Source organism: Serratia surfactantfaciens, from assembly GCF_001642805.2.
Lineage (GTDB): Bacteria > Pseudomonadota > Gammaproteobacteria > Enterobacterales > Enterobacteriaceae > Serratia > Serratia surfactantfaciens.
The window spans coordinates 682,454-700,596 of record NZ_CP016948.1 but is presented as its reverse complement, the minus strand read 5'-3'; the positions used below and the strand labels follow the sequence as shown (position 1 = coordinate 700,596).

General features: G+C 61.5%; 18 protein-coding genes and 1 riboswitch. Of the genes, 9 read left to right on the top strand and 9 right to left on the bottom strand.

All coding sequences use genetic code 11. From position 1 onward, the window contains the following. Positions 1-28 precede the first annotated feature (28 nt). From ATE40_RS03315 to ATE40_RS03305, 3 genes are all read left to right on the top strand, one after another. Complete coding sequence (locus ATE40_RS03315) at positions 29-2,107, top strand: ABC transporter permease (RefSeq protein ID WP_025160020.1); 2,079 nt, start codon at positions 29-31, stop codon at positions 2,105-2,107. Positions 2,108-2,118: 11 nt separating this feature from the next. Next, on the top strand, positions 2,119-3,165 hold the full coding sequence (gene fbpC / locus ATE40_RS03310; RefSeq protein ID WP_063918942.1) for a ferric ABC transporter ATP-binding protein: 1,047 nt from the start codon (positions 2,119-2,121) through the stop codon (positions 3,163-3,165). A 246-nt stretch (positions 3,166-3,411) separates the two neighbouring features. After that, a complete protein-coding gene (locus ATE40_RS03305; protein ID WP_049201133.1) occupies positions 3,412-3,678 on the top strand; it encodes a hypothetical protein in 267 nt (88 codons plus the stop codon). Positions 3,679-3,720: 42 nt separating this feature from the next. Here ATE40_RS03305 and dusC read toward each other — a convergent pair whose 3' ends face one another. The 3 genes from dusC to rhlE all read right to left on the bottom strand — a co-directional run bounded on the left by dusC (position 3,721) and on the right by rhlE (position 7,184). Continuing rightward, a complete protein-coding gene (gene dusC / locus ATE40_RS03300; RefSeq protein ID WP_025160021.1) occupies positions 3,721-4,653 on the bottom strand; it encodes a tRNA dihydrouridine(16) synthase DusC in 933 nt (310 codons plus the stop codon). An 84-nt stretch (positions 4,654-4,737) separates the two neighbouring features. Beyond that, positions 4,738-5,697, bottom strand: coding sequence for a D-2-hydroxyacid dehydrogenase family protein (locus tag ATE40_RS03295; protein WP_019453976.1), 960 nt, complete (start codon positions 5,695-5,697; stop codon positions 4,738-4,740). A gap of 113 nt (positions 5,698-5,810) precedes the next feature. Continuing rightward, positions 5,811-7,184, bottom strand: a complete 1,374-nt coding sequence (gene rhlE, locus ATE40_RS03290) for an ATP-dependent RNA helicase RhlE (protein ID WP_063918941.1) — start codon at positions 7,182-7,184, stop codon at positions 5,811-5,813. Between the two features lie 297 nt (positions 7,185-7,481). Between rhlE and ATE40_RS03285 the strand changes: the two genes are divergently transcribed. From ATE40_RS03285 to ATE40_RS03265, 5 genes are read left to right on the top strand one after another with little or no spacing between them, the layout of a single operon-like run. Next, positions 7,482-8,180, top strand: a complete 699-nt coding sequence (locus ATE40_RS03285) for a CerR family C-terminal domain-containing protein (RefSeq protein ID WP_019453978.1) — start codon at positions 7,482-7,484, stop codon at positions 8,178-8,180. An 18-nt stretch (positions 8,181-8,198) separates the two neighbouring features. Then, the gene (gene hlyD, locus ATE40_RS03280) at positions 8,199-9,185 is read left to right on the top strand and encodes a secretion protein HlyD (RefSeq protein ID WP_019453979.1); all 987 of its coding nucleotides are present in this window, start codon (positions 8,199-8,201) and stop codon (positions 9,183-9,185) included. Positions 9,186-9,193: 8 nt separating this feature from the next. Next, on the top strand, positions 9,194-10,930 hold the full coding sequence (locus ATE40_RS03275; RefSeq protein ID WP_063918940.1) for an ATP-binding cassette domain-containing protein: 1,737 nt from the start codon (positions 9,194-9,196) through the stop codon (positions 10,928-10,930). Next, the gene (locus ATE40_RS03270) at positions 10,927-12,081 is read left to right on the top strand and encodes an ABC transporter permease (protein ID WP_063918939.1); all 1,155 of its coding nucleotides are present in this window, start codon (positions 10,927-10,929) and stop codon (positions 12,079-12,081) included. Before ATE40_RS03275 ends, ATE40_RS03270 begins: the two co-directional genes overlap by 4 nt. A gap of 12 nt (positions 12,082-12,093) precedes the next feature. Beyond that, complete coding sequence (locus tag ATE40_RS03265; protein WP_019453982.1) at positions 12,094-13,200, top strand: ABC transporter permease; 1,107 nt, start codon at positions 12,094-12,096, stop codon at positions 13,198-13,200. 70 nt (positions 13,201-13,270) lie between these two features. On the opposite strand, the gene ATE40_RS03260 is transcribed toward ATE40_RS03265, so the two are convergent. The 6 genes from ATE40_RS03260 to moaA all read right to left on the bottom strand — a co-directional run bounded on the left by ATE40_RS03260 (position 13,271) and on the right by moaA (position 16,833). Beyond that, positions 13,271-13,981 (bottom strand): Bax inhibitor-1/YccA family protein, encoded by a 711-nt coding sequence (locus tag ATE40_RS03260; RefSeq protein ID WP_063918938.1) that lies wholly within the window; start codon positions 13,979-13,981, stop codon positions 13,271-13,273. A gap of 130 nt (positions 13,982-14,111) precedes the next feature. Further along, positions 14,112-14,579: a molybdopterin synthase catalytic subunit MoaE gene (gene moaE, locus ATE40_RS03255; protein ID WP_019453984.1), complete on the bottom strand. Its 468-nt coding sequence runs from the start codon at positions 14,577-14,579 to the stop codon at positions 14,112-14,114. A 2-nt stretch (positions 14,580-14,581) separates the two neighbouring features. Then, positions 14,582-14,827, bottom strand: coding sequence for a molybdopterin synthase sulfur carrier subunit (gene moaD / locus ATE40_RS03250; RefSeq protein WP_019453985.1), 246 nt, complete (start codon positions 14,825-14,827; stop codon positions 14,582-14,584). Further along, complete coding sequence (moaC, locus tag ATE40_RS03245) at positions 14,824-15,303, bottom strand: cyclic pyranopterin monophosphate synthase MoaC (RefSeq protein WP_019453986.1); 480 nt, start codon at positions 15,301-15,303, stop codon at positions 14,824-14,826. Before moaC ends, moaD begins: the two co-directional genes overlap by 4 nt. A 3-nt stretch (positions 15,304-15,306) precedes the next feature. Then, entirely contained in the window at positions 15,307-15,822 is a 516-nt protein-coding gene (gene moaB / locus ATE40_RS03240; protein WP_019453987.1) for a molybdenum cofactor biosynthesis protein B, read from the bottom strand. A 24-nt stretch (positions 15,823-15,846) separates the two neighbouring features. Then, positions 15,847-16,833 (bottom strand): GTP 3',8-cyclase MoaA, encoded by a 987-nt coding sequence (gene moaA / locus ATE40_RS03235; protein WP_063918937.1) that lies wholly within the window; start codon positions 16,831-16,833, stop codon positions 15,847-15,849. Then, positions 16,820-16,964, bottom strand: a riboswitch (molybdenum cofactor riboswitch). (Overlaps the previous gene by 14 nt.) A gap of 259 nt (positions 16,965-17,223) precedes the next feature. On the opposite strand from moaA, the gene yvcK reads away from it, so the two are divergent. Further along, a complete protein-coding gene (gene yvcK / locus ATE40_RS03230) occupies positions 17,224-18,141 on the top strand; it encodes a uridine diphosphate-N-acetylglucosamine-binding protein YvcK (RefSeq protein WP_063918936.1) in 918 nt (305 codons plus the stop codon). The last annotated feature ends 2 nt before the right edge of the window (positions 18,142-18,143 follow it).

Sequence of the window (18,143 nt, the reverse complement as noted above, 5' to 3'; positions counted from 1 at the left end):
TTACCCGGCCTGAACATCCGGGAAACTTATGTCACATACACACGCACTCCATCTCGTGAATAAACGAGATGCGATATCCCTTTGGGTCTTGCTTGGCTGGCTGGCGTTCGCCCTGCTGCCGAGCTGGAGCCTGGATTACGGCCTGCTGGAGTCCACCGGCGAAGAGATCCTCACGGCCTACGGCTGGTCAAATCGCAATGTCAGCTGGCTTTGGTGCCTGTTGCCAAGCCTGTTGCTGCTGCGTCCCCACGCCGCGGCGGGCGGTGAACGGCGGCGGCGCCACGCGTTCGACGCCGGCTGGGCGCTGCTGTGCATGGCCTTTATCGTCGTCAGCGCCACGCTGGCGGGACGCGGTTTAGGCTACGCCACCCTGGTGCAGTTTATCGCGCTGGGCGCCATCATGACGCTGGCGCTGACCCGCCTCGAATGGCTGGGCGGCGACCGTTTCGTTATCGGCGCGCTGGTCACCATCGTGGCGCTGATCGGCGTCTTCATCGTTTGGCCGAGCATCGCGATTTTCATTCCGATGTTCACCGACCAGGCGGGCGCCTTCGCGCCGCTGGCGTTTATGAACGTGCTGTCGCAGGCGCATATCGTTCAGGTGATCCTCAACTCCATCGCCCTGTCGATCGCGGTCGGCGCCGGCTGTACCTTCTTCGGCCTGGTGCTGGCGATTTACACCACCCGCATCGCCAAGCGCAGCGCCATTATCGGCCGCATCTTCTCCATCTTGCCCATCGTCACGCCACCGTTCGTCGTCGGCCTGGGCGTGACGTTGATGATGGGACGCTCCGGCTACGTCACCGAGTGGATGGTGGCCTGGTTCGGCCTGACCAACACCAACTGGCTGTACGGCTTTACCGGCATCTGGCTGGCGCAGGTGCTGGCGTTCACGCCGATGGCGTTCATGATTCTCGACGGCGCGATCAAGACCATTCATCCTTCGCTGGAAGAGGCCTCCTACACCCTGCGCGCCAGCCGCTGGCAAACCTTTAACGGCGTGTTCGTGCCGCTGCTGAAACCGGCGCTGGCCAACGCGTTTCTGATCGTGGTGGTGCAATCGCTGGCCGACTTCAGCAACCCGCTGGTGCTTGGCGGCAACTTCGACGTGCTGGCGACGCAAATCTATTTCTACATCACCGGCTCACAGCTCGACTATCAGGCCGCCAGCACCCTCGGCGCCTTCCTGCTGCTGTTCTCGCTGCTGGTGTTCTGCATTCAATACCTGTGGATCGGCAAGCGTTCCTACGTCACCGTGTCCGGCAAATCCTATCGCGGCGACGTGCAGCCGCTGCCGGTCACGCTGGTCTGGAGCGTGATGGCGTTGCTGGCAGTGTGGGTAGCCTTTAACGCCCTGCTCTACGGCAGCATTTTCTACGGCAGTTTCACCGTCAACTGGGGCGTGGATTACACGCTGACGCTGGATAACTTCATCAAGCTGTTCGGCCAGGGCATGAGCGACGGCGCGTGGCCTTCGCTGCTCGATACGCTGCTGTACGCCGGGATCGCCGCGCCGATCACCGCCGCGTTCGGCCTGCTGATCGCCTGGATCGTGGTGCGCCAGCAGTTCAGGGGCAAAAAGACCATCGAGTTCACCACCATGCTGTGCTTTGCGGTGCCGGGCACCGTGGCGGGCGTCTCTTACATTCTCGCCTTCAACAGCGCGCCGGTGTACCTCACCGGAACGGCCGCCATCGTGATTATCTCGATGGTGATGCGCAACGTGCCGGTGGGGATTCGCGCCGGGATCGCCGGACTGGGCCAGATAGACAAATCGCTGGACGAAGCCTCGCTCAGCCTGCGCGCCGGCTCGCTGCGCACCATCACGCACATCCTGCTGCCGCTGCTGCGCCCGGCTATCCTGTCGGCGCTGATCTACAGCTTCGTGCGCGCCATCACCACCGTCAGCGCCATCGTCTTCCTGGTGACGCCCGATACCCGCGTGGCCACCGCCTACATCCTCAACCGCGTGGAAGACGGCGAATACGGGGTAGCGATCGCCTACGGTTCAATTCTGATCGTGGTGATGCTGGCGATTATTTTCCTCTTTGACTGGCTGATCGGCGAGGCTCGCATCTCCCGTTCAAAAGCCAAAAACCAGGCGTAATGGAGCGCACTATGAGTCAGAAAAATTTTGTTGAACTGCGCAACGTCTCCAAACGGTTCGGCAGCAACACGGTTATCGATAACATCACGCTCAGCATCCCGCGGGGGCAAATGGTGACGCTGCTCGGCCCTTCCGGCTGCGGCAAGACCACCATTTTGCGCCTGGTCGCCGGGCTGGAGAAACCGAGCGACGGGCAGATCTTCATCGATGGCGAAGACGTCACCCATCGTTCCATCCAGCAGCGCGATATCTGCATGGTGTTCCAGTCTTACGCCCTGTTCCCGCATATGTCGCTGGGGGAAAACGTCGGCTATGGGCTGAAGATGCTCGGCATTCCGCGCGCCGAAGTGAAAGCGCGCGTGCAGGAAGCGCTGGCGATGGTGGATCTGGCGGGGTTCGACGATCGCTACGTCGATCAGATCTCCGGCGGCCAACAACAGCGCGTGGCGCTGGCGCGTGCGCTGATCCTCAAGCCGAAAGTGCTGCTGTTCGATGAGCCATTGAGCAACCTCGACGCCAACCTGCGCCGCAGCATGCGCGAAAAGATCCGCGAGTTGCAGAAGCAGTTTGATATCACGTCGCTGTACGTCACCCACGATCAGAGCGAGGCCTTTGCGGTCTCAGACACCGTGCTGGTGATGAACAAGGGGCATATCATGCAGATCGGTTCGCCGCAGGATCTCTATCGGCAGCCCGCGTCGCGCTTTATGGCGAGCTTTATGGGGGACGCCAACCTGTTCCCGGCCAGCTTCGGCGCCGATCATGTCGATATCAGCGGCTATCGCCTGCCGCGCCCCGCGCACTTTGCCGCCGAGGGCGCCGGCACGGTGGGTGTGCGGCCGGAAGCGATCACGCTGAGCGAGCACGGCGAGGAAAACCAGCGCTGCGTGATCCAGCATGTCGCCTACATGGGGCCGCAGTATGAAGTCACGGTGGCGTGGCATGGGCAGCAGATTTTGCTGCAGGTTAACGCCACTCGCCTGCAGCCCAACGTCGGCGAGCACTATTATCTGGAAATACACCCCTACGGCATGTTTATGCTGGCGGATGCGGCATAATAAGCATCACTCTTAAGCGTTAGAATAACGGTCATTCCGCATGGAATGGCCGGAAATAACCGACAAAAAAACCGTATTTATCTATTTTTACAATTACACCCAAGTCCTTGTTCAACCGAGAAATAAATATTATCTCGTCCATTAAAAAATAACCACCAGGGCCACCAAGGGTGATATTTTTATTTAGATGGGGTAAGCTTAATCCCGCAGTCGAAATTATTTAACGGCCAACTCAAGGAGAAATTCATGAGCAACAATGCAAACGCACAGGCGCAGCTGGATAATTTACGTAACGTCGCTTCCCAGCTGAAGGAAATGCGCCACTATGCGCAGTCGAATACCGAGACGCTCTCCGCACACTGGCTGGCCTTCGATCAGGGGGAATGCAAAAATAAGGCATTCGCCGAAGCCATCAACGACCTGTTGAATAAACAGGGCGCCTGCCTGGAAGGGCTGGAAAAAACCATTCAGGATATTGAGATAGAATTAAACCGCCTAGATAAAGCCGCCTGATAATGCCGATTTTAAATAAACCCGCCGTGTGCGGGTTTATTTTTAGCTGCGGCAGATGACTCGCGCAATATCCCCGGATGTCGTCAGCGCACGTATTTCGCTGAACAGTTCGGTGGCTTCGTCATATTCTTTACGCAAATACCCCAGCCACTGTTTGATGCGCGCCACGTGGTAGAGACCGGTGTCACCCTGCTTTTCCAGATGGACATATTTTTGCAACAGTTCGACCACCTGCGGCCAGGGCATGCGCGGCTCGTTATACTTCACCACCCGGCTCAGGTTCGGCACGTTGAGCGCGCCGCGCCCCAGCATGATGGCATCACAGCCGGTCGCCTGCAGACAATCCTGCGCGCTCTGGTAATCCCAGATCTCGCCGTTGGCGACAACCGGGATGCTGAGCCGCTGACGGATCTCGCCGATCGCCGCCCAGTTGATGCGATCCGCCTTGTAACCATCCTCTTTGGTGCGGCCGTGCACCGTCAGCTCGCTGGCGCCCGCCTGCTGCACCGCATCGGCGATTTCAAAACTGCGGTTCGAAGAGTCCCAGCCCAGACGCACCTTCACCGTGACCGGCAGATGGGCCGGCACCGCCGCGCGCATCGCTTTGGCGCCCTGGTAGATCAGTTCCGGATCTTTGAGCAGCGTCGCCCCGCCGCCGCTGCCGTTCACCAGCTTGGACGGGCAGCCGCAGTTGAGATCGACGCCGTAAGAGCCCAGTTCCACTGCACGCGCGGCGTTCTCCGCCAGCCACTGCGGGTACTGCCCCAGCAGCTGTACGCGCACCTGTGTACCCGACGGCGTGCGGCTGGCATGACGCAGCTCCGGGCACAGCCGGTAGAATGACTTGGCCGGCAGCAGCTGATCGACCACGCGCAAAAATTCGGTGATGCACAGATCGTAGTCGTTCACTTCAGTGAGTAACTCACGCACCAAAGAATCGAGAACGCCCTCCATCGGAGCCAATAATACGCGCATGACCAATCCCAGCTAAAAAAAGACCCGCAATGATACGGGTGAATGCCCGCGCCAGACAAGCCTCAGCGGGCATTAAAAATGCCGTCAGCCCAGCCGGCGGATCGGTTGGCCGGCGAGGAACGCCGCGATATCCTCGACCGCCTCGGTGAAGTAGGCGCGGTAGTTGTCGTCCGCCACGTAACCCACATGCGGCGTCGCCAGCACGTTGGGCAGCTGGCGAAACACGTCGTCGGCCGGCAACGGCTCCGTCTCGAACACGTCCAGCCCGGCGCCGGCGATCTTCCGCTGTTGCAGGGCGTCCGCCAGTGCCGCCTGATCGACGATACCCGCACGCGAGGTGTTGATCAGGTAGGCGGTGGGTTTCATCGCCGCCAATTCATCACGCCCCACCAACCCGCGGCTGCGATCGCTCAGCACCAGGTGAATGGAGACAAAGTCGCTCTGTTCGAACAGCGCCCGTTTGGACGGCGCCAGCAGGACACCCTCTTGCGCCGCCCGCTCCGCCGTCAGGTTCTGGCTCCAGGCCAGCACCCGCATGCCAAACGCCTGCGCTACCCTGGCCATCTGGCCGCCGATCTTGCCCAGCCCCAGCAGCCCCAGCGTTTTTCCTTGCAGCGTGACGCCTAAGCCCAGCTGCCACGGGCCGTTGTTCCGCAGCCCGACGCTTTCCGGCACGATATGCTTCGCCAGCCCGAGCAGCAGCGCCCAGGTCAGCTCCATCGGCGCGGCCGACCCGCTGGCGGTGCCGCACACCACCACGCCCCGCTCGGCGGCGGCGGCCAGATCGATAGAGGCGTTGCGCATGCCGGAAGTGATCAGCAGCTTCAGCTTCGGCAACCGCGCCAACAGCGAGGCGGTCATCGGCGTGCGCTCGCGCATGATGACCAGAATGTCGCACTCCTGCAGATGCACCGCCAGCTCCGCTTCATCGGTAAAGTGCGAGCTGATGGCCGACACCTCCACCCGATCGGCCAGCGCCGACCAGTCCGCCATTTTGAGCGCCACCTGTTGGTAATCATCGAGAATTGCGCACTTCAATTTCATCTCCGTCTCCTGGAATTAGGTTTAGCCACCGTCCAGCCTAGTACGAAAATGCCGTTCCGCCAGGCAAAAAAAAAGCCGCCCGTATCGGCGGCTTACTCTTTGAGCAATCAGGCTTATTCGGCCGGTTTGCGGCTGCGCGGGCGGCGCGAAGATGGCGCGCCGGAACGACGCTGGCCATCACCCTGCGGGCGGGCGTTACCGTTGCCACGGTTTTCACGCTGGCCTCCGTTACCGTTGCCACTGCGCTGACCGCCGCCGTTACCGGAACGCTGGCCGCCGCCGTTGCCGCGCGGTGCACCGCGCCCGCCACCCTGACGGCCGTTGATGATCGGCTCGGCCTTGATGGTCGGATCCGGATCGTAACCCGGCAGCGCGATACGTGGAATTTCACGCTTCAGCAGACGTTCGATGTCGCGCAGCAGTTTGTGTTCATCCACGCACACCAGCGAGATAGCTTCACCTGTACGCTCCGCGCGGCCGGTGCGGCCAATGCGGTGTACGTAGTCTTCCGGCACGTTAGGCAGCTCGTAGTTCACCACATGCGGCAGCTGGTCGATATCCAGACCGCGCGCCGCGATGTCGGTCGCTACCAGCACGCGAATGCGGCCGTCTTTGAAGTCGGCGAGCGCGCGGGTACGGGCACCCTGGCTCTTGTTGCCGTGGATCGCCGCGGCGGTGATGCCGTCTTTGTTCAGCTGTTCCGCCAGGTGGTTGGCGCCGTGCTTGGTGCGGGTGAACACCAGCACCTGTTTCCAATCGCCTTCGCCGATCATCTGCGACAGCAGTTCCCGCTTACGCTTCTTGTCGACGAAATGCACGCTCTGCTCGATCTGCTCGGACGCGGTGTTGCGGCGCGCCACTTCCACCGAAGCCGGGTTGTGCAGCAGCTTGTTGGCCAGCGCCTTGATGTCGTCGGAGAAGGTCGCGGAGAACAGCAGGTTCTGGCGCTTGGCCGGCAGCTTGGCCAGCACGCGGCGAATGTCGTGGATAAAGCCCATGTCCAACATGCGATCCGCTTCGTCCAGCACCAGAATTTCAATTTTGGACAGGTCAACCGCGTTCTGATGCTCCAGATCCAGCAGACGGCCCGGCGTCGCCACCAGGATGTCGACGCCGCCGCGCAGCTTCATCATCTGCGGGTTGATGCTCACGCCGCCAAACACCACCAGCGAACGCAGGCGCAGGTGTTTGCTGTAGGCATCGACGTTTTCGCCGATCTGCGCCGCCAGCTCGCGGGTTGGCGTCAGGATCAGCGCGCGCACCGGGCGGCGGCCTTTGACCGGATGGTCATGCTTGCTCAGCAGCTGCAACAACGGCAGGGTAAAACCGGCGGTTTTACCGGTGCCGGTCTGGGCGCTGGCCATCAGGTCACGACCTTCCAGCACGACAGGGATAGCCTGACGCTGAATTGGCGTCGGTTCGCGATAGCCCTGTTCTTCAACAGCGCGCACAATTTCAGCACTTAAGCCGAGGGTTTCAAATGACATAAAGAGAAAAACTCCAGATCCCCCCTAACCTAACGGTGTTCGGTGCAGTTTCCTGGGAGGATGATCAGACGGGGCATTAAGCATGACCACGAGGGATTGGCACAAACTGCAGTGCACCAGGCGGCGATTGTAACAGAAGTCGCGCAATAAAAAGCACTTTTACGCGTAGAAAGCACAATCTGCCGTAAATTCAGCATTGTCTGAGACCGATCACATAACTCATTGTGGTTAGCGGTTGCGTTTTAGACAATCTGGCATAAAGTTAATCATATGATTGATTAACTTTGAGCGTGACCCATGCCAGCTTCCGTACCTCATCAGGCCGCCGGCCGGGCGCGCGGCGAGCAAACGCGCCGGCAGCTGCTCGCCGCGGCGACCGAACTGTTCGGCGAATACGGCCTGCAGGGCGCCACCACGCGCGATATCGCTCAGCGCGCCGGCCAGAACATCGCCGCCATCACCTATTACTTCAGTTCCAAAGAGGGGCTGTATCTGGCCGTTGCGCAGTCGCTCGCCGATTTCATCCAGCAGGCCTTCGCCCCGCTGGCCGAAGAAGCCGATCGCTTTGGGCAAGAAGCCCCCGAACACCACACACCCGACGCCGCGCTGCGCTTGCTGCAACGCGGACTGCTGGCCTTCAGCGCGCTGATGACTCAACCGCACACGCTGAACCTGAGCAAAATCATGTCGCGCGAACAGCTCGCCCCGACCGACGCTTACCCGCTGATCCACAGCCAGGTGATCGCGCCGATGCACGAGCGGCTGTGCCGCCTGCTGTCTGCCGCGACCGGCATTGACGAGCACGCCACTCGCCTGGTGCTGCATACCCACGCGCTGATCGGCGAGGTGCTGTCGTTCCGCGTTGCGCGAGAGACCATCCGTCGTCAGGCCGGCTGGCAAGAGATTGGTGAAAGTGAAGCCGCGCAGATCGCAGCGGTGCTGAGCGAGCATATCGAGATTTTGGTTATTGGGCTGCGCCAACGCCATGGCGCGTAAATTCAGGCAGGGAGTGTTATGAACAAAAAACGCAGTGCCTTGATCGTGTTGTTAATTTTGCTGATCGTGGCCGCCGCTTACGCGGTCTGGCATTACCAACAGCAGCAGGATAAGCCGCTGACGCTGTACGGCAACGTCGATATCCGCACGGTCAACCTCGGTTTTCGCGTCGACGGCCGCCTGGCGTCGCTGACGGTGGATGAAGGCGATGCCGTTCAGCCGGGCCAGCTGCTCGGCAAGCTGGACGATGCCCCCTACCGCAACGCGCTGCAGCAGGCCGAGGCCAACGTCGGCAGCGCGCGCGCCAAACTGTCGCTGCTGCAGGCCGGCTATCGCACTGAAGAGATCGCCCAGGTACAGTCAGAAATGGCGCAACGTCAGTCCGCCTTCGCCTACGCCGACAGCTTCCTGAAGCGCCAGCAAGGGCTGTGGGCGAAAAACGCCACGTCCGCCGACGCGCTGGAGGATGCGCGCACCGCCCGCAATCAGGCGCAGGCCAACCTGCAGGCGGCGAAGGACAAGCTGTCGCAATACCGCAGCGGCAATCGCCCGCAAGAGATTGAACAGGCCAAGGCCGACGTGGCGCAGAGCGAAGCGGCGCTGGCGCAGGCGCAATTGAACCTGCAAGACGCCACGTTGGTCTCCCCGTCCGCCGGCACGGTGCTGACCCGCGCGGTGGAGCCGGGCACCATGCTCGGCGCCGGCGGTACGGTGTTCACCCTGTCGCTGACCCGGCCGGTGTGGGTGCGCGCCTACGTCAACGAGACCAGCCTGAACCAGGCGGTGCCCGGCACCGAGCTGGAAATTTACACCGACGGCCGGCCCGACAAGCCTTACCACGGCAAGATCGGTTTCGTCTCGCCGACCGCGGAATTCACGCCGAAAAGCGTTGAAACGCCGGATCTGCGCACCGATCTGGTGTACCGCCTGCGGGTGATCGTCACCGATGCCGACGATGCGCTGCGCCAGGGCATGCCGGTTACCCTGCGCTTCGCCAAACCCTGAGGCCGGCCATGGAACAGGCGCATACCATCGAACTGGAAGGGTTGGAAAAACGCTTCCCGTCGCTTGAAAAACCGGCGGTCGCCAGCCTGACCACCACCCTGCGCAGCGGCGCGGTCATCGGGCTGGTCGGGCCGGACGGCGCCGGCAAAACCACCCTGCTGCGCATGCTGGCCGGGCTGCTGCAGCCCAGCAGCGGCAAATTGCGGGTCGCCGGGCTGGATCCGATCGCCCAGGATCGCCAACTGCACGCGATCCTCGGCTACATGCCGCAGAAGTTCGGGCTGTATGAGGATCTGACGGTGATGGAGAACCTGACGCTGTACGCCGATCTGCGCGGCGTTACCGGCGATCTTCGCCGCCAGACCTTCGAACGGCTGTTGAAATTCACCGATCTGACGCGCTTCACCGAGCGCCTGGCGGGCAAGCTGTCCGGCGGCATGAAACAGAAGCTCGGCCTGGCCTGCACGCTGGTAGGCGAACCTCAGGTGCTGTTGCTGGACGAGCCGGGCGTCGGCGTCGATCCGATCTCGCGCCGCGAGCTGTGGCGCATGGTGCACGAACTGGCCAACGACGGCATGTTGATCCTGTGGAGCACCTCCTATCTCGATGAGGCCGAGCAGTGCCGCGAGGTGCTGCTGCTCAACGAGGGCGAACTGCTGTTCAGCGGTGCGCCGCAGGATCTGACCCAACGCATGGCCGGGCGCACGGTGTTGATCGCCGCGCCGCCCGGCAGTCATCGCGCCTTGCTGCAGCGGGCGATCTGCCTGCCGTCGGTCACCGACGGGGTGATCCAGGGAAAATCTCTGCGCCTGATCCTGAAGGAGGGCGAGGATCACCGCCAACTGCTGCAGGCGCTGGATCTGCCGGACGCCGAACTCGACGAGGCGGATCCACGCTTCGAAGATGCGTTTATCGATCTGCTCGGCGGCGGCCCCAACCACCGCTCGGCGCTGGCGGAGATCATGCCGACCGTCAACGGTGAAAGCGGCGAAACCGTGATCGAAGCGGTGCAGCTGACCAAAAAATTCGGCGACTTCGCCGCCACCGATCACGTCGACTTTCAGGTGCGGCGCGGTGAAATTTTCGGCCTGCTCGGCCCGAACGGCGCCGGTAAGTCCACCACCTTTAAAATGATGTGCGGTCTGCTGGTGCCGTCCGAAGGTAAGGCGCTGGTGCTGGGGATGGATCTGAAGACCAGCTCCGGCAAGGCGCGCCAACGGCTCGGCTACATGGCGCAAAAATTCTCGCTGTACGGCAACCTGACGGTGGCGCAGAACCTGAAATTCTTCTCCGGCGTCTACGGCCTGAGCGGCAAGGCGCAACGCGATAAAATCGATGAAATGTCCCGCGCCTTTAACTTCGCGCCGATCCTCGCTCAAACGCCGGACGCGCTGCCGCTCGGCTTCAAGCAACGCCTGGCGCTGGCCTGCGCGCTGATGCACGAACCGGACATTCTGTTCCTCGACGAACCGACTTCCGGCGTCGATCCGCTGACGCGACGCGAGTTCTGGTTGCACATCAACGGCATGGTCGACAAAGGCGTCACGGTGATGGTGACCACCCACTTTATGGACGAGGCGGAGTACTGCGACCGCATCGGCCTGGTGTACCGCGGCAAGATCATCGCCGCCGGCACCCCGGACGACCTCAAACAGCAGGTGGCGCGCGACAATAATCCCAATCCTTCAATGGAACAGGCATTTATCGAGCTGGTACAGGGCTACGACAAGGAGGAAACGCGGTGAGCGACAACCGATCCCCAATCGACGACGGCGGCTTCTCCTGGCGCCGGCTGCGCGCGCTGTGCCTGAAGGAGACGCGGCAAATACTGCGCGATCCCAGCAGCGGTTTGATCGCCTTCGTCATCCCGCTGATGTTGCTGTTTATCTTCGGCTACGGCATCAATCTCGACTCCAGCAAACTGCATCTGGGTATCTTGATGGAGCAACAGAGCGAAGACGCGCGCGATCTGGCCCATGCCTTCGCCGGCTCGCCCTATATCGAACCAACCATCAGCGATAACCGCCAGCAGCTGATCCAGCGAATGCAGGCCGGTACGATCCGCGGTCTGGTGGTGATCCCGGTGGATTTCGACCAGCGCATGGCGCGCCCGCACGACAGCGCACCGATTCAGGTGATCACCGACGGCAGCGAACCGAACACCGCCAACTTCGTGCAGGGCTACGCCCAAGGAGTATGGCAAGTCTGGCAGCAGCAGCGCGCCACCGATCGGGGCAACAGCGACAAACCGCTGATCGACGTGCAAATGCGTTACTGGTTCAACCCGGCGGCCATCAGCCGGCACTACATCATTCCCGGTGCCATCACCATCATCATGACGGTGATCGGCGCCATCCTCACTTCGCTGGTGATCGCCCGCGAGTGGGAGCGCGGCACCATGGAAGCCTTGCTGTCCACCCAGGTGACCCGCAGCGAACTGCTGCTCTCGAAGCTTATTCCCTACTATTTCCTCGGCATGTTCGCCATGGCGCTGTGCATGGCGGTGGCAGTCTGGGTGCTCGGCGTTCCCTACCGCGGATCGCTGCCCATTCTGCTGCTGATAAGCAGCCTGTTCCTCGCCAGCACCCTCGGCATGGGCCTACTGATCTCCACCCTCACCCGCAATCAGTTCAACGCGGCGATGGTGGCGCTGAACGCCGCCTTCCTGCCTTCGATCATGCTGTCGGGCTTTATCTTCCAGATCGACAGCATGCCGGCCATCGTGCGCGCGGTGACCTACATCATTCCGGCGCGCTACTTCGTCAGCACGCTGCAAACGCTGTTTTTGGCGGGTAACGTCGGCACCGTGCTGGCGATCAATCTGCTGTTCCTGATCGCTTCCGCCGTGGTGTTCATCGGCCTGACGGCCTGGAAAACCCAGCGCCGGCTGGATTGAGGAGAAAGAGCGATGTTTCATCGTCTGTTGACGCTCATCATCAAGGAAATGCAGGCGCTGCTGCGCGATCCGCAAACCCGCGCCATTTTAATCATGCCGGTGATCCTGCAGGTGCTGCTGTTCCCGTTCGCCGCGACGCTGGAAGTCACCAACGCCACCATCGCGGTCTACAGCGAGGACAGCGGCCAGTCCTCGGTGGAGTTGACCCAACGCTTCGCCAAGGCCAAGGCCTTTCAACACGTGCTGTTGCTGCGCAGCCCGCAGGAGATAAAAGCTACCATTGATAACCAACGGGCGCTGCTGCTGATCCGCTTCCCGGCGCAGTTCTCGCGCGATATCGCCGCCGGCAACACCGCGCCGCTGCAGCTGCTGCTCGACGGGCGCAACTCCAACAGCGCGCAAATCGCCGCCAACTACGTACAGCAGATCGTGCAGGAATATCAGAACGAGCTGCTCGGCAGCCGCGCCAAACCCAACAACAGCGAGCTGATGGTGCGCAACTGGTATAACCCGAATCTGGACTACAAATGGTTCGTGGTGCCGTCGCTGATCGCCATGATCACTACCATCGGCGTGCTGATCGTCACCTCGCTATCGGTGGCGCGCGAACGTGAACAGGGCACGCTGGAACAGCTGCTGGTCTCACCGCTTACCACCTGGCAAATCTTTATCGGCAAGGCGGTGCCGGCGCAGATCGTCGCGATGTTCCAGGCTTCAATCGTGCTGCTGATCGGCATTTTCCTGTACCGGATCCCATTCGCCGGATCGCTGCTGTTGTTCTACGCCACCATGTTGATCTACGGGCTGTCGCTGGTGGGATTCGGCCTGCTGATTTCGTCACTGTGCGCCACTCAGCAGCAGGCATTCATCGGGGTGTTCGTGTTCATGATGCCGGCGATCCTGCTCTCGGGTTACGTCTCGCCGGTGGAGAACATGCCGGTATGGCTGCAGGATCTGACCTGGGTGAACCCGATACGCCACTTCACCGACATCACCAAGCAGATCTACCTGAAGGACGCCAGCTTCGACATCATCTGGCACAGCCTGTGGCCGCTGCTGGTGATCACCGCCACCACCGGCAGTGCCGCCTATGCGCTGTTCCGCCGCAAAATCGCATAAAAAAAGCTCTGTATGTCACATACAGAGCTTTTTGATCGCCAGATACCCTATAGTTTGAAAAACAAAGGATTTAGCGACGGTTGCCGAAGATACGCAGCAACATCAGGAACAGGTTGATGAAGTCGAGATACAGCGTCAACGCGCCAACGATGGCGTACTTGCGGAAGCCGTCTTTATCATCGGCATTCAGCTGCTCGCCCACCGCCTTGAGTTTTTGCGTGTCGTAGGCGGTCAGGCCGACAAACACCACCACCCCGATGTAGGTAATCGCCCACATCAGCGCGGTGCTCTTCAGCCAGATGTTCACCAGCGAGGCCAGAACGATGCCGATCAGCGCCATGAACAGCATGCTGCCGAAGCCGCTCAGATCGCGTTTGGTGGTGTAGCCGTACAGGCTCATGGCGCCGAACATGCCGGCGGTAACCACGAAGGTGCTGGCGATCGAGCTGTAGGTGTAAGCGATGAAGATGCTCGACAGCGTCAGCCCGGTCAGCGCCGAGTACAGCATGAACAGAGAAGTAGCCACCGTGCCGCTCAGGCGATTGACCATGCCGGAAATCACAAACACCAGCGCTAATTGAGCAATGATCAGACCGAAGAAGGTGATCTGGCTGGAGAAGATGAAGTTGAGGATCGCGGGCGTGTTGGCCGCATACCAGGAAACGAACGCCGTCAGCAGCAGACCGCAGGTCATCCAGCCGTAAACCTGCGCCATGTAGGCCTGAATGCCGCTGTTGGCACGTTCGACGATTGAACCATTAGAGCGTGGATATCGGTCCATGACGGTTACCTTTTGCGTTGTAAACAAGATTCCGAAGCCCCGCGAGCGGGGCTTCGCCTGCTATAAGCGTACCACAGAATATGCCGCGCGAAAGCGGCAAAGGTATTGATTTGTTTCCGCTGTTGACGCGCTATTTAGCCGCTTTTTGCCAGCGCTGCGCCGCCTGACGATCGCTGTCGCGGGCGTCCACCCAACGATCGCCCTGGCCGGTGGCTTCGCGCTTCCAGAACGGCGCGCGGGTCTTCAGGTAGTCCATGATGAACTCGCTGGCGGCGAACGCCATGCTGCGGTGCGCACCGGTCACGCCGACAAACACGATCTCGTCGCCGGGATACAGCGCGCCGACGCGGTGGATCACCGTCACGCGCTGCAACGGCCAACGGCTGCGCGCCTCGGCCACGATCTCCGCCAGCGCCTTCTCAGTCATGCCGGGGTAGTGTTCCAGCGTCAGCGCGCTGACGTCGTCGCCCAGATTATGGTTGCGCACCTTGCCGGTGAAGGTCACCACCGCGCCGTCGGCGTCGCACTGCGCCAGCCACTGATACTCGTCGCCGACGTTGAACGGCGCTTCGCCCACGCGAATGCGGGTGTTTTCCATGTTTACCCCCCCGTGACCGGCGGGAAGAAAGCCACTTCATCGCCGGCGCGCAGCGGATGGTCCGCCGCCACCAGCGACTGATTGACCGCCGCCAGCAGCTTGCCGGACTCCAGCGCCAACGCCCAGCGATCGCCGCGCGCACACAGCGCCTGACGCAACGCCTCAACGGTGGGGTAATCCGCCGGCATCGACAGACCGCCGGTGCCCACCAGTTCGCGCACCTGCGCGAAGAAAAGAATATCGATCATGCGTTCACCTTAAAATCGCCGGATTTGCCGCCACTTTTCGCCAGCAGGCGCACCGGGCCGATCACCATGTCTTTCTGCACCGCTTTGCACATGTCATAGATGGTCAATGCCGCTACCGAGGCGGCGGTCAGCGCCTCCATCTCGACGCCGGTTTTGCCGGTCAGCCGGCAGCAGGTTTCGATGCGCACCCGGTTGTGCTGCGTCTGCGCCTCCAACTGCACTTCGACCTTGCTCAGCATCAGTGGATGGCACAGCGGGATCAGCTCCCAGGTGCGCTTGGCCGCCTGAATACCGGCGATGCGCGCCGTGGCGAACACGTCGCCCTTGTGATGGCTACCGTCGACGATCATCGCCAGCGTGGCGGGCAGCATCTCGACGAAGGCTTCGGCGCGCGCCTCGCGCACCGTTTCCGCCTTGGCGGAAACGTCGACCATATGGGCTTCGCCGGCGGCGTTAATGTGGGTTAGCTGTGTCATGACTCAGGGCTTCTTCAAATGGGGCTGGAAGTTGCACGGCCGATGGCGCGCGTCCAACTGCTCTTCGATAATCCGCTCCCAGGCGGTGCGGCAGGCGCGGGTAGATCCCGGCATGGCGAAAATCACCGTGCGGTTGGCCAGGCCGGCCAGCGCGCGCGACTGGATCGTCGCGGTGCCGATCTCTTCGTACGACACCATGCGGAACAGCTCGCCGAACCCCTCCACCTCTCTGTCGAACAGCGGCAACAGCGCTTCCGGCGTGTTGTCGCGGGCGGTAAAACCGGTGCCGCCGGTGATCAGCACCGCCTGCACGTTGTCATCGGCGATCCAGGCGGAAACCCGCGCGCGGATCTGGTAAATGTCATCTTTGACGATGGCGCGATCCACCACCTGATGGCCGGCTTCCTGCGCCGCTTCCTGCAGGTATTGGCCGGAGGTATCCTCCGCCGCGCCGCGACTGTCGGACACGGTCAGTATGGCGATGTGCGCCGCAATAAATTCGCTGCTCGCATGGCTCATGGTTCAATAAGCTCCTATTGGCTGTCAGCCGCCGATAAACGACAGGTTCTGGGTAATCCCGCTGTTGCCCTGATGCAGGAAATGGGTCTGCTTCTTGCTCAGCAGCCCGCTCTGGATGCGCGCCTTCAGCGCGTCGAGCTGGCCGTCGTCCGCCAGCAGATCGCGCAGGGGCACGCCCTGCTCGCCGAACAGGCACAGGTGCAGATTGCCGATGGAGGAAACGCGCAGCCGGTTGCAGCTGGCGCAGAAGTCTTTTTCGTACGGCATGATAAGCCCCACCTCGCCCTGATAGTCCGGGTGGCTGAACACCTGCGCCGGGCCATCGCTGCGGCCGCGCGCCTGGCGCTGCCAGCCCTGCTGCTCCAGCTGCTGGCGAATCACTTCGCCGGAGACGTGGTGTTTGCGAAACAGCTCGCCGCCCTCGCCGGTCTCCATCAGTTCGATAAAGCGCAGCTGGATCGGCCGATCCTTGATCCAGGCGAGAAAAGCGCCGAGCTGCTGGTGGTTAACGTCGCGCATCAGCACCGCGTTGACCTTGACCTTGCTGAAACCGGCGCTAAAGGCGGCGTCGATGCCGTCCATCACCTGGCGGAACTTATCCTGGCCGGTGATGGCGTGAAACTGGCGCGGATCCAGGCTGTCGACGCTGACGTTGATCGCCGTCAAACCGGCGTCACGCCAGGCAGCGACGTCGCGCGCCAGCCGGTAGCCGTTGGTGGTGACCGCCAGCGTGCGAATGGCCGGGTTCTCCCGCACGGCGGCGATGATCTCGGTAAAATCGCGGCGCAGCGAAGGCTCGCCGCCGGTCAGGCGCACCTTTTCGGTGCCCAGCTCGGCGAACGCGCGGCTGACGCGGCGGATTTCATCCAGCGACAGGAAGCTTTTCGGGCTGCCGCTCGGCTTGTAGCCATCGGGCAGACAATAGGTGCAACGAAAATTGCACACGTCGGTGATCGATAAGCGCAGGTAATAGAACTTGCGCTCATAAGCATCAATGAGTTGCGGTACCATAACACCTTTCCAAAGTCGGGAGATGCGAGCGTTTCCCCTCTGCACCCTGGTGGCTGACTTCGCCACGGCCCAGGCGCCATATCGTTCATGATGAACAACGTAGGCGCAGGGGCTAGGAGTTTGATTTCTCTTTCCGCTACCTTAAGTAGCCGGAACGAAACCGTGGTTTTCAACAGAATTCTAGCGCTAATCGGTAACGATAGCCAACGCGTAAATTCGCTATATAATTGTCTATACAGCGTTTTTGGACGCCGCGTATTCTGGTAAACCATGATAAACATCGCTTGCGCGGACGAATTGACCGGAATCACGCAAATGACACTCTTATCGCGTTTTTACGCCGGATCCGCTACCTTATGCGGGCAGTTCAGCCCCTTTGTAAGGAAATTTATGCTCAATCGTACCCTGGCCGATCTCGACCGCGTGGTGGCGTTAGGCGGCGGACACGGCCTGGGCCGTGTCATGTCGGCCCTGTCGTCCTTAGGCTCACGCCTGACCGGCATCGTCACCACCACCGACAACGGCGGCTCCACCGGCCGTATCCGTCGTTCGGAAGGCGGCATTGCCTGGGGCGATACCCGTAACTGTCTCAACCAGCTGATCACCGAACCGAGCGTCGCCTCGGCGATGTTCGAATACCGCTTCAGCGGCAACGGCGAACTGGCCGGCCACAACCTCGGCAACCTGATGTTGAAAGCGCTGGATCACCTGAGCGTGCGCCCGCTGGAAGCGATCAACCTGGTGCGCAGCCTGCTGAAGGTGGACGCCGCGCTGATCCCGATGTCGGAACAGCCGGTGGATTTGATGGCGCACGATCACGAAGGCAACCATGTTTACGGTGAAGTGAATGTCGATCAGCTGACCCATATGCCGCAGGAGCTGATGCTGTCGCCGCCGGTCAACGCCACGCGCGAAGCGCTGGACGCCATCGCGCAGGCCGACGTGATCCTGATCGGGCCAGGCAGTTTCCTCACCAGCCTGATGCCGCTGCTGCTGCTGGACGATCTCACCCAGGCGCTGCGCCGCAGCAGCGCCAGCATGATCTATATCGGCAACCTCGGCCGCGAGCTGAGCGTGGCCGCCGCGGCGCTGTCGTTAAAGGATAAGCTGACGCTGATGGAAGATAAGATCGGCCGCCCTATGATCGACGCGCTGATCGTCGGCCCGGCGGTGGACGCCAGTGAAGTGCAGGATCGGGTGGTGATTCAACAGCCGCTGGAAGCGAGCGACATCCCCTACCGCCACGATCGCCAGCTGCTGCGTCAGGCGCTGGATCAGGCGCTGGTGGAGCTGGCCGCCCGCCGCTGACC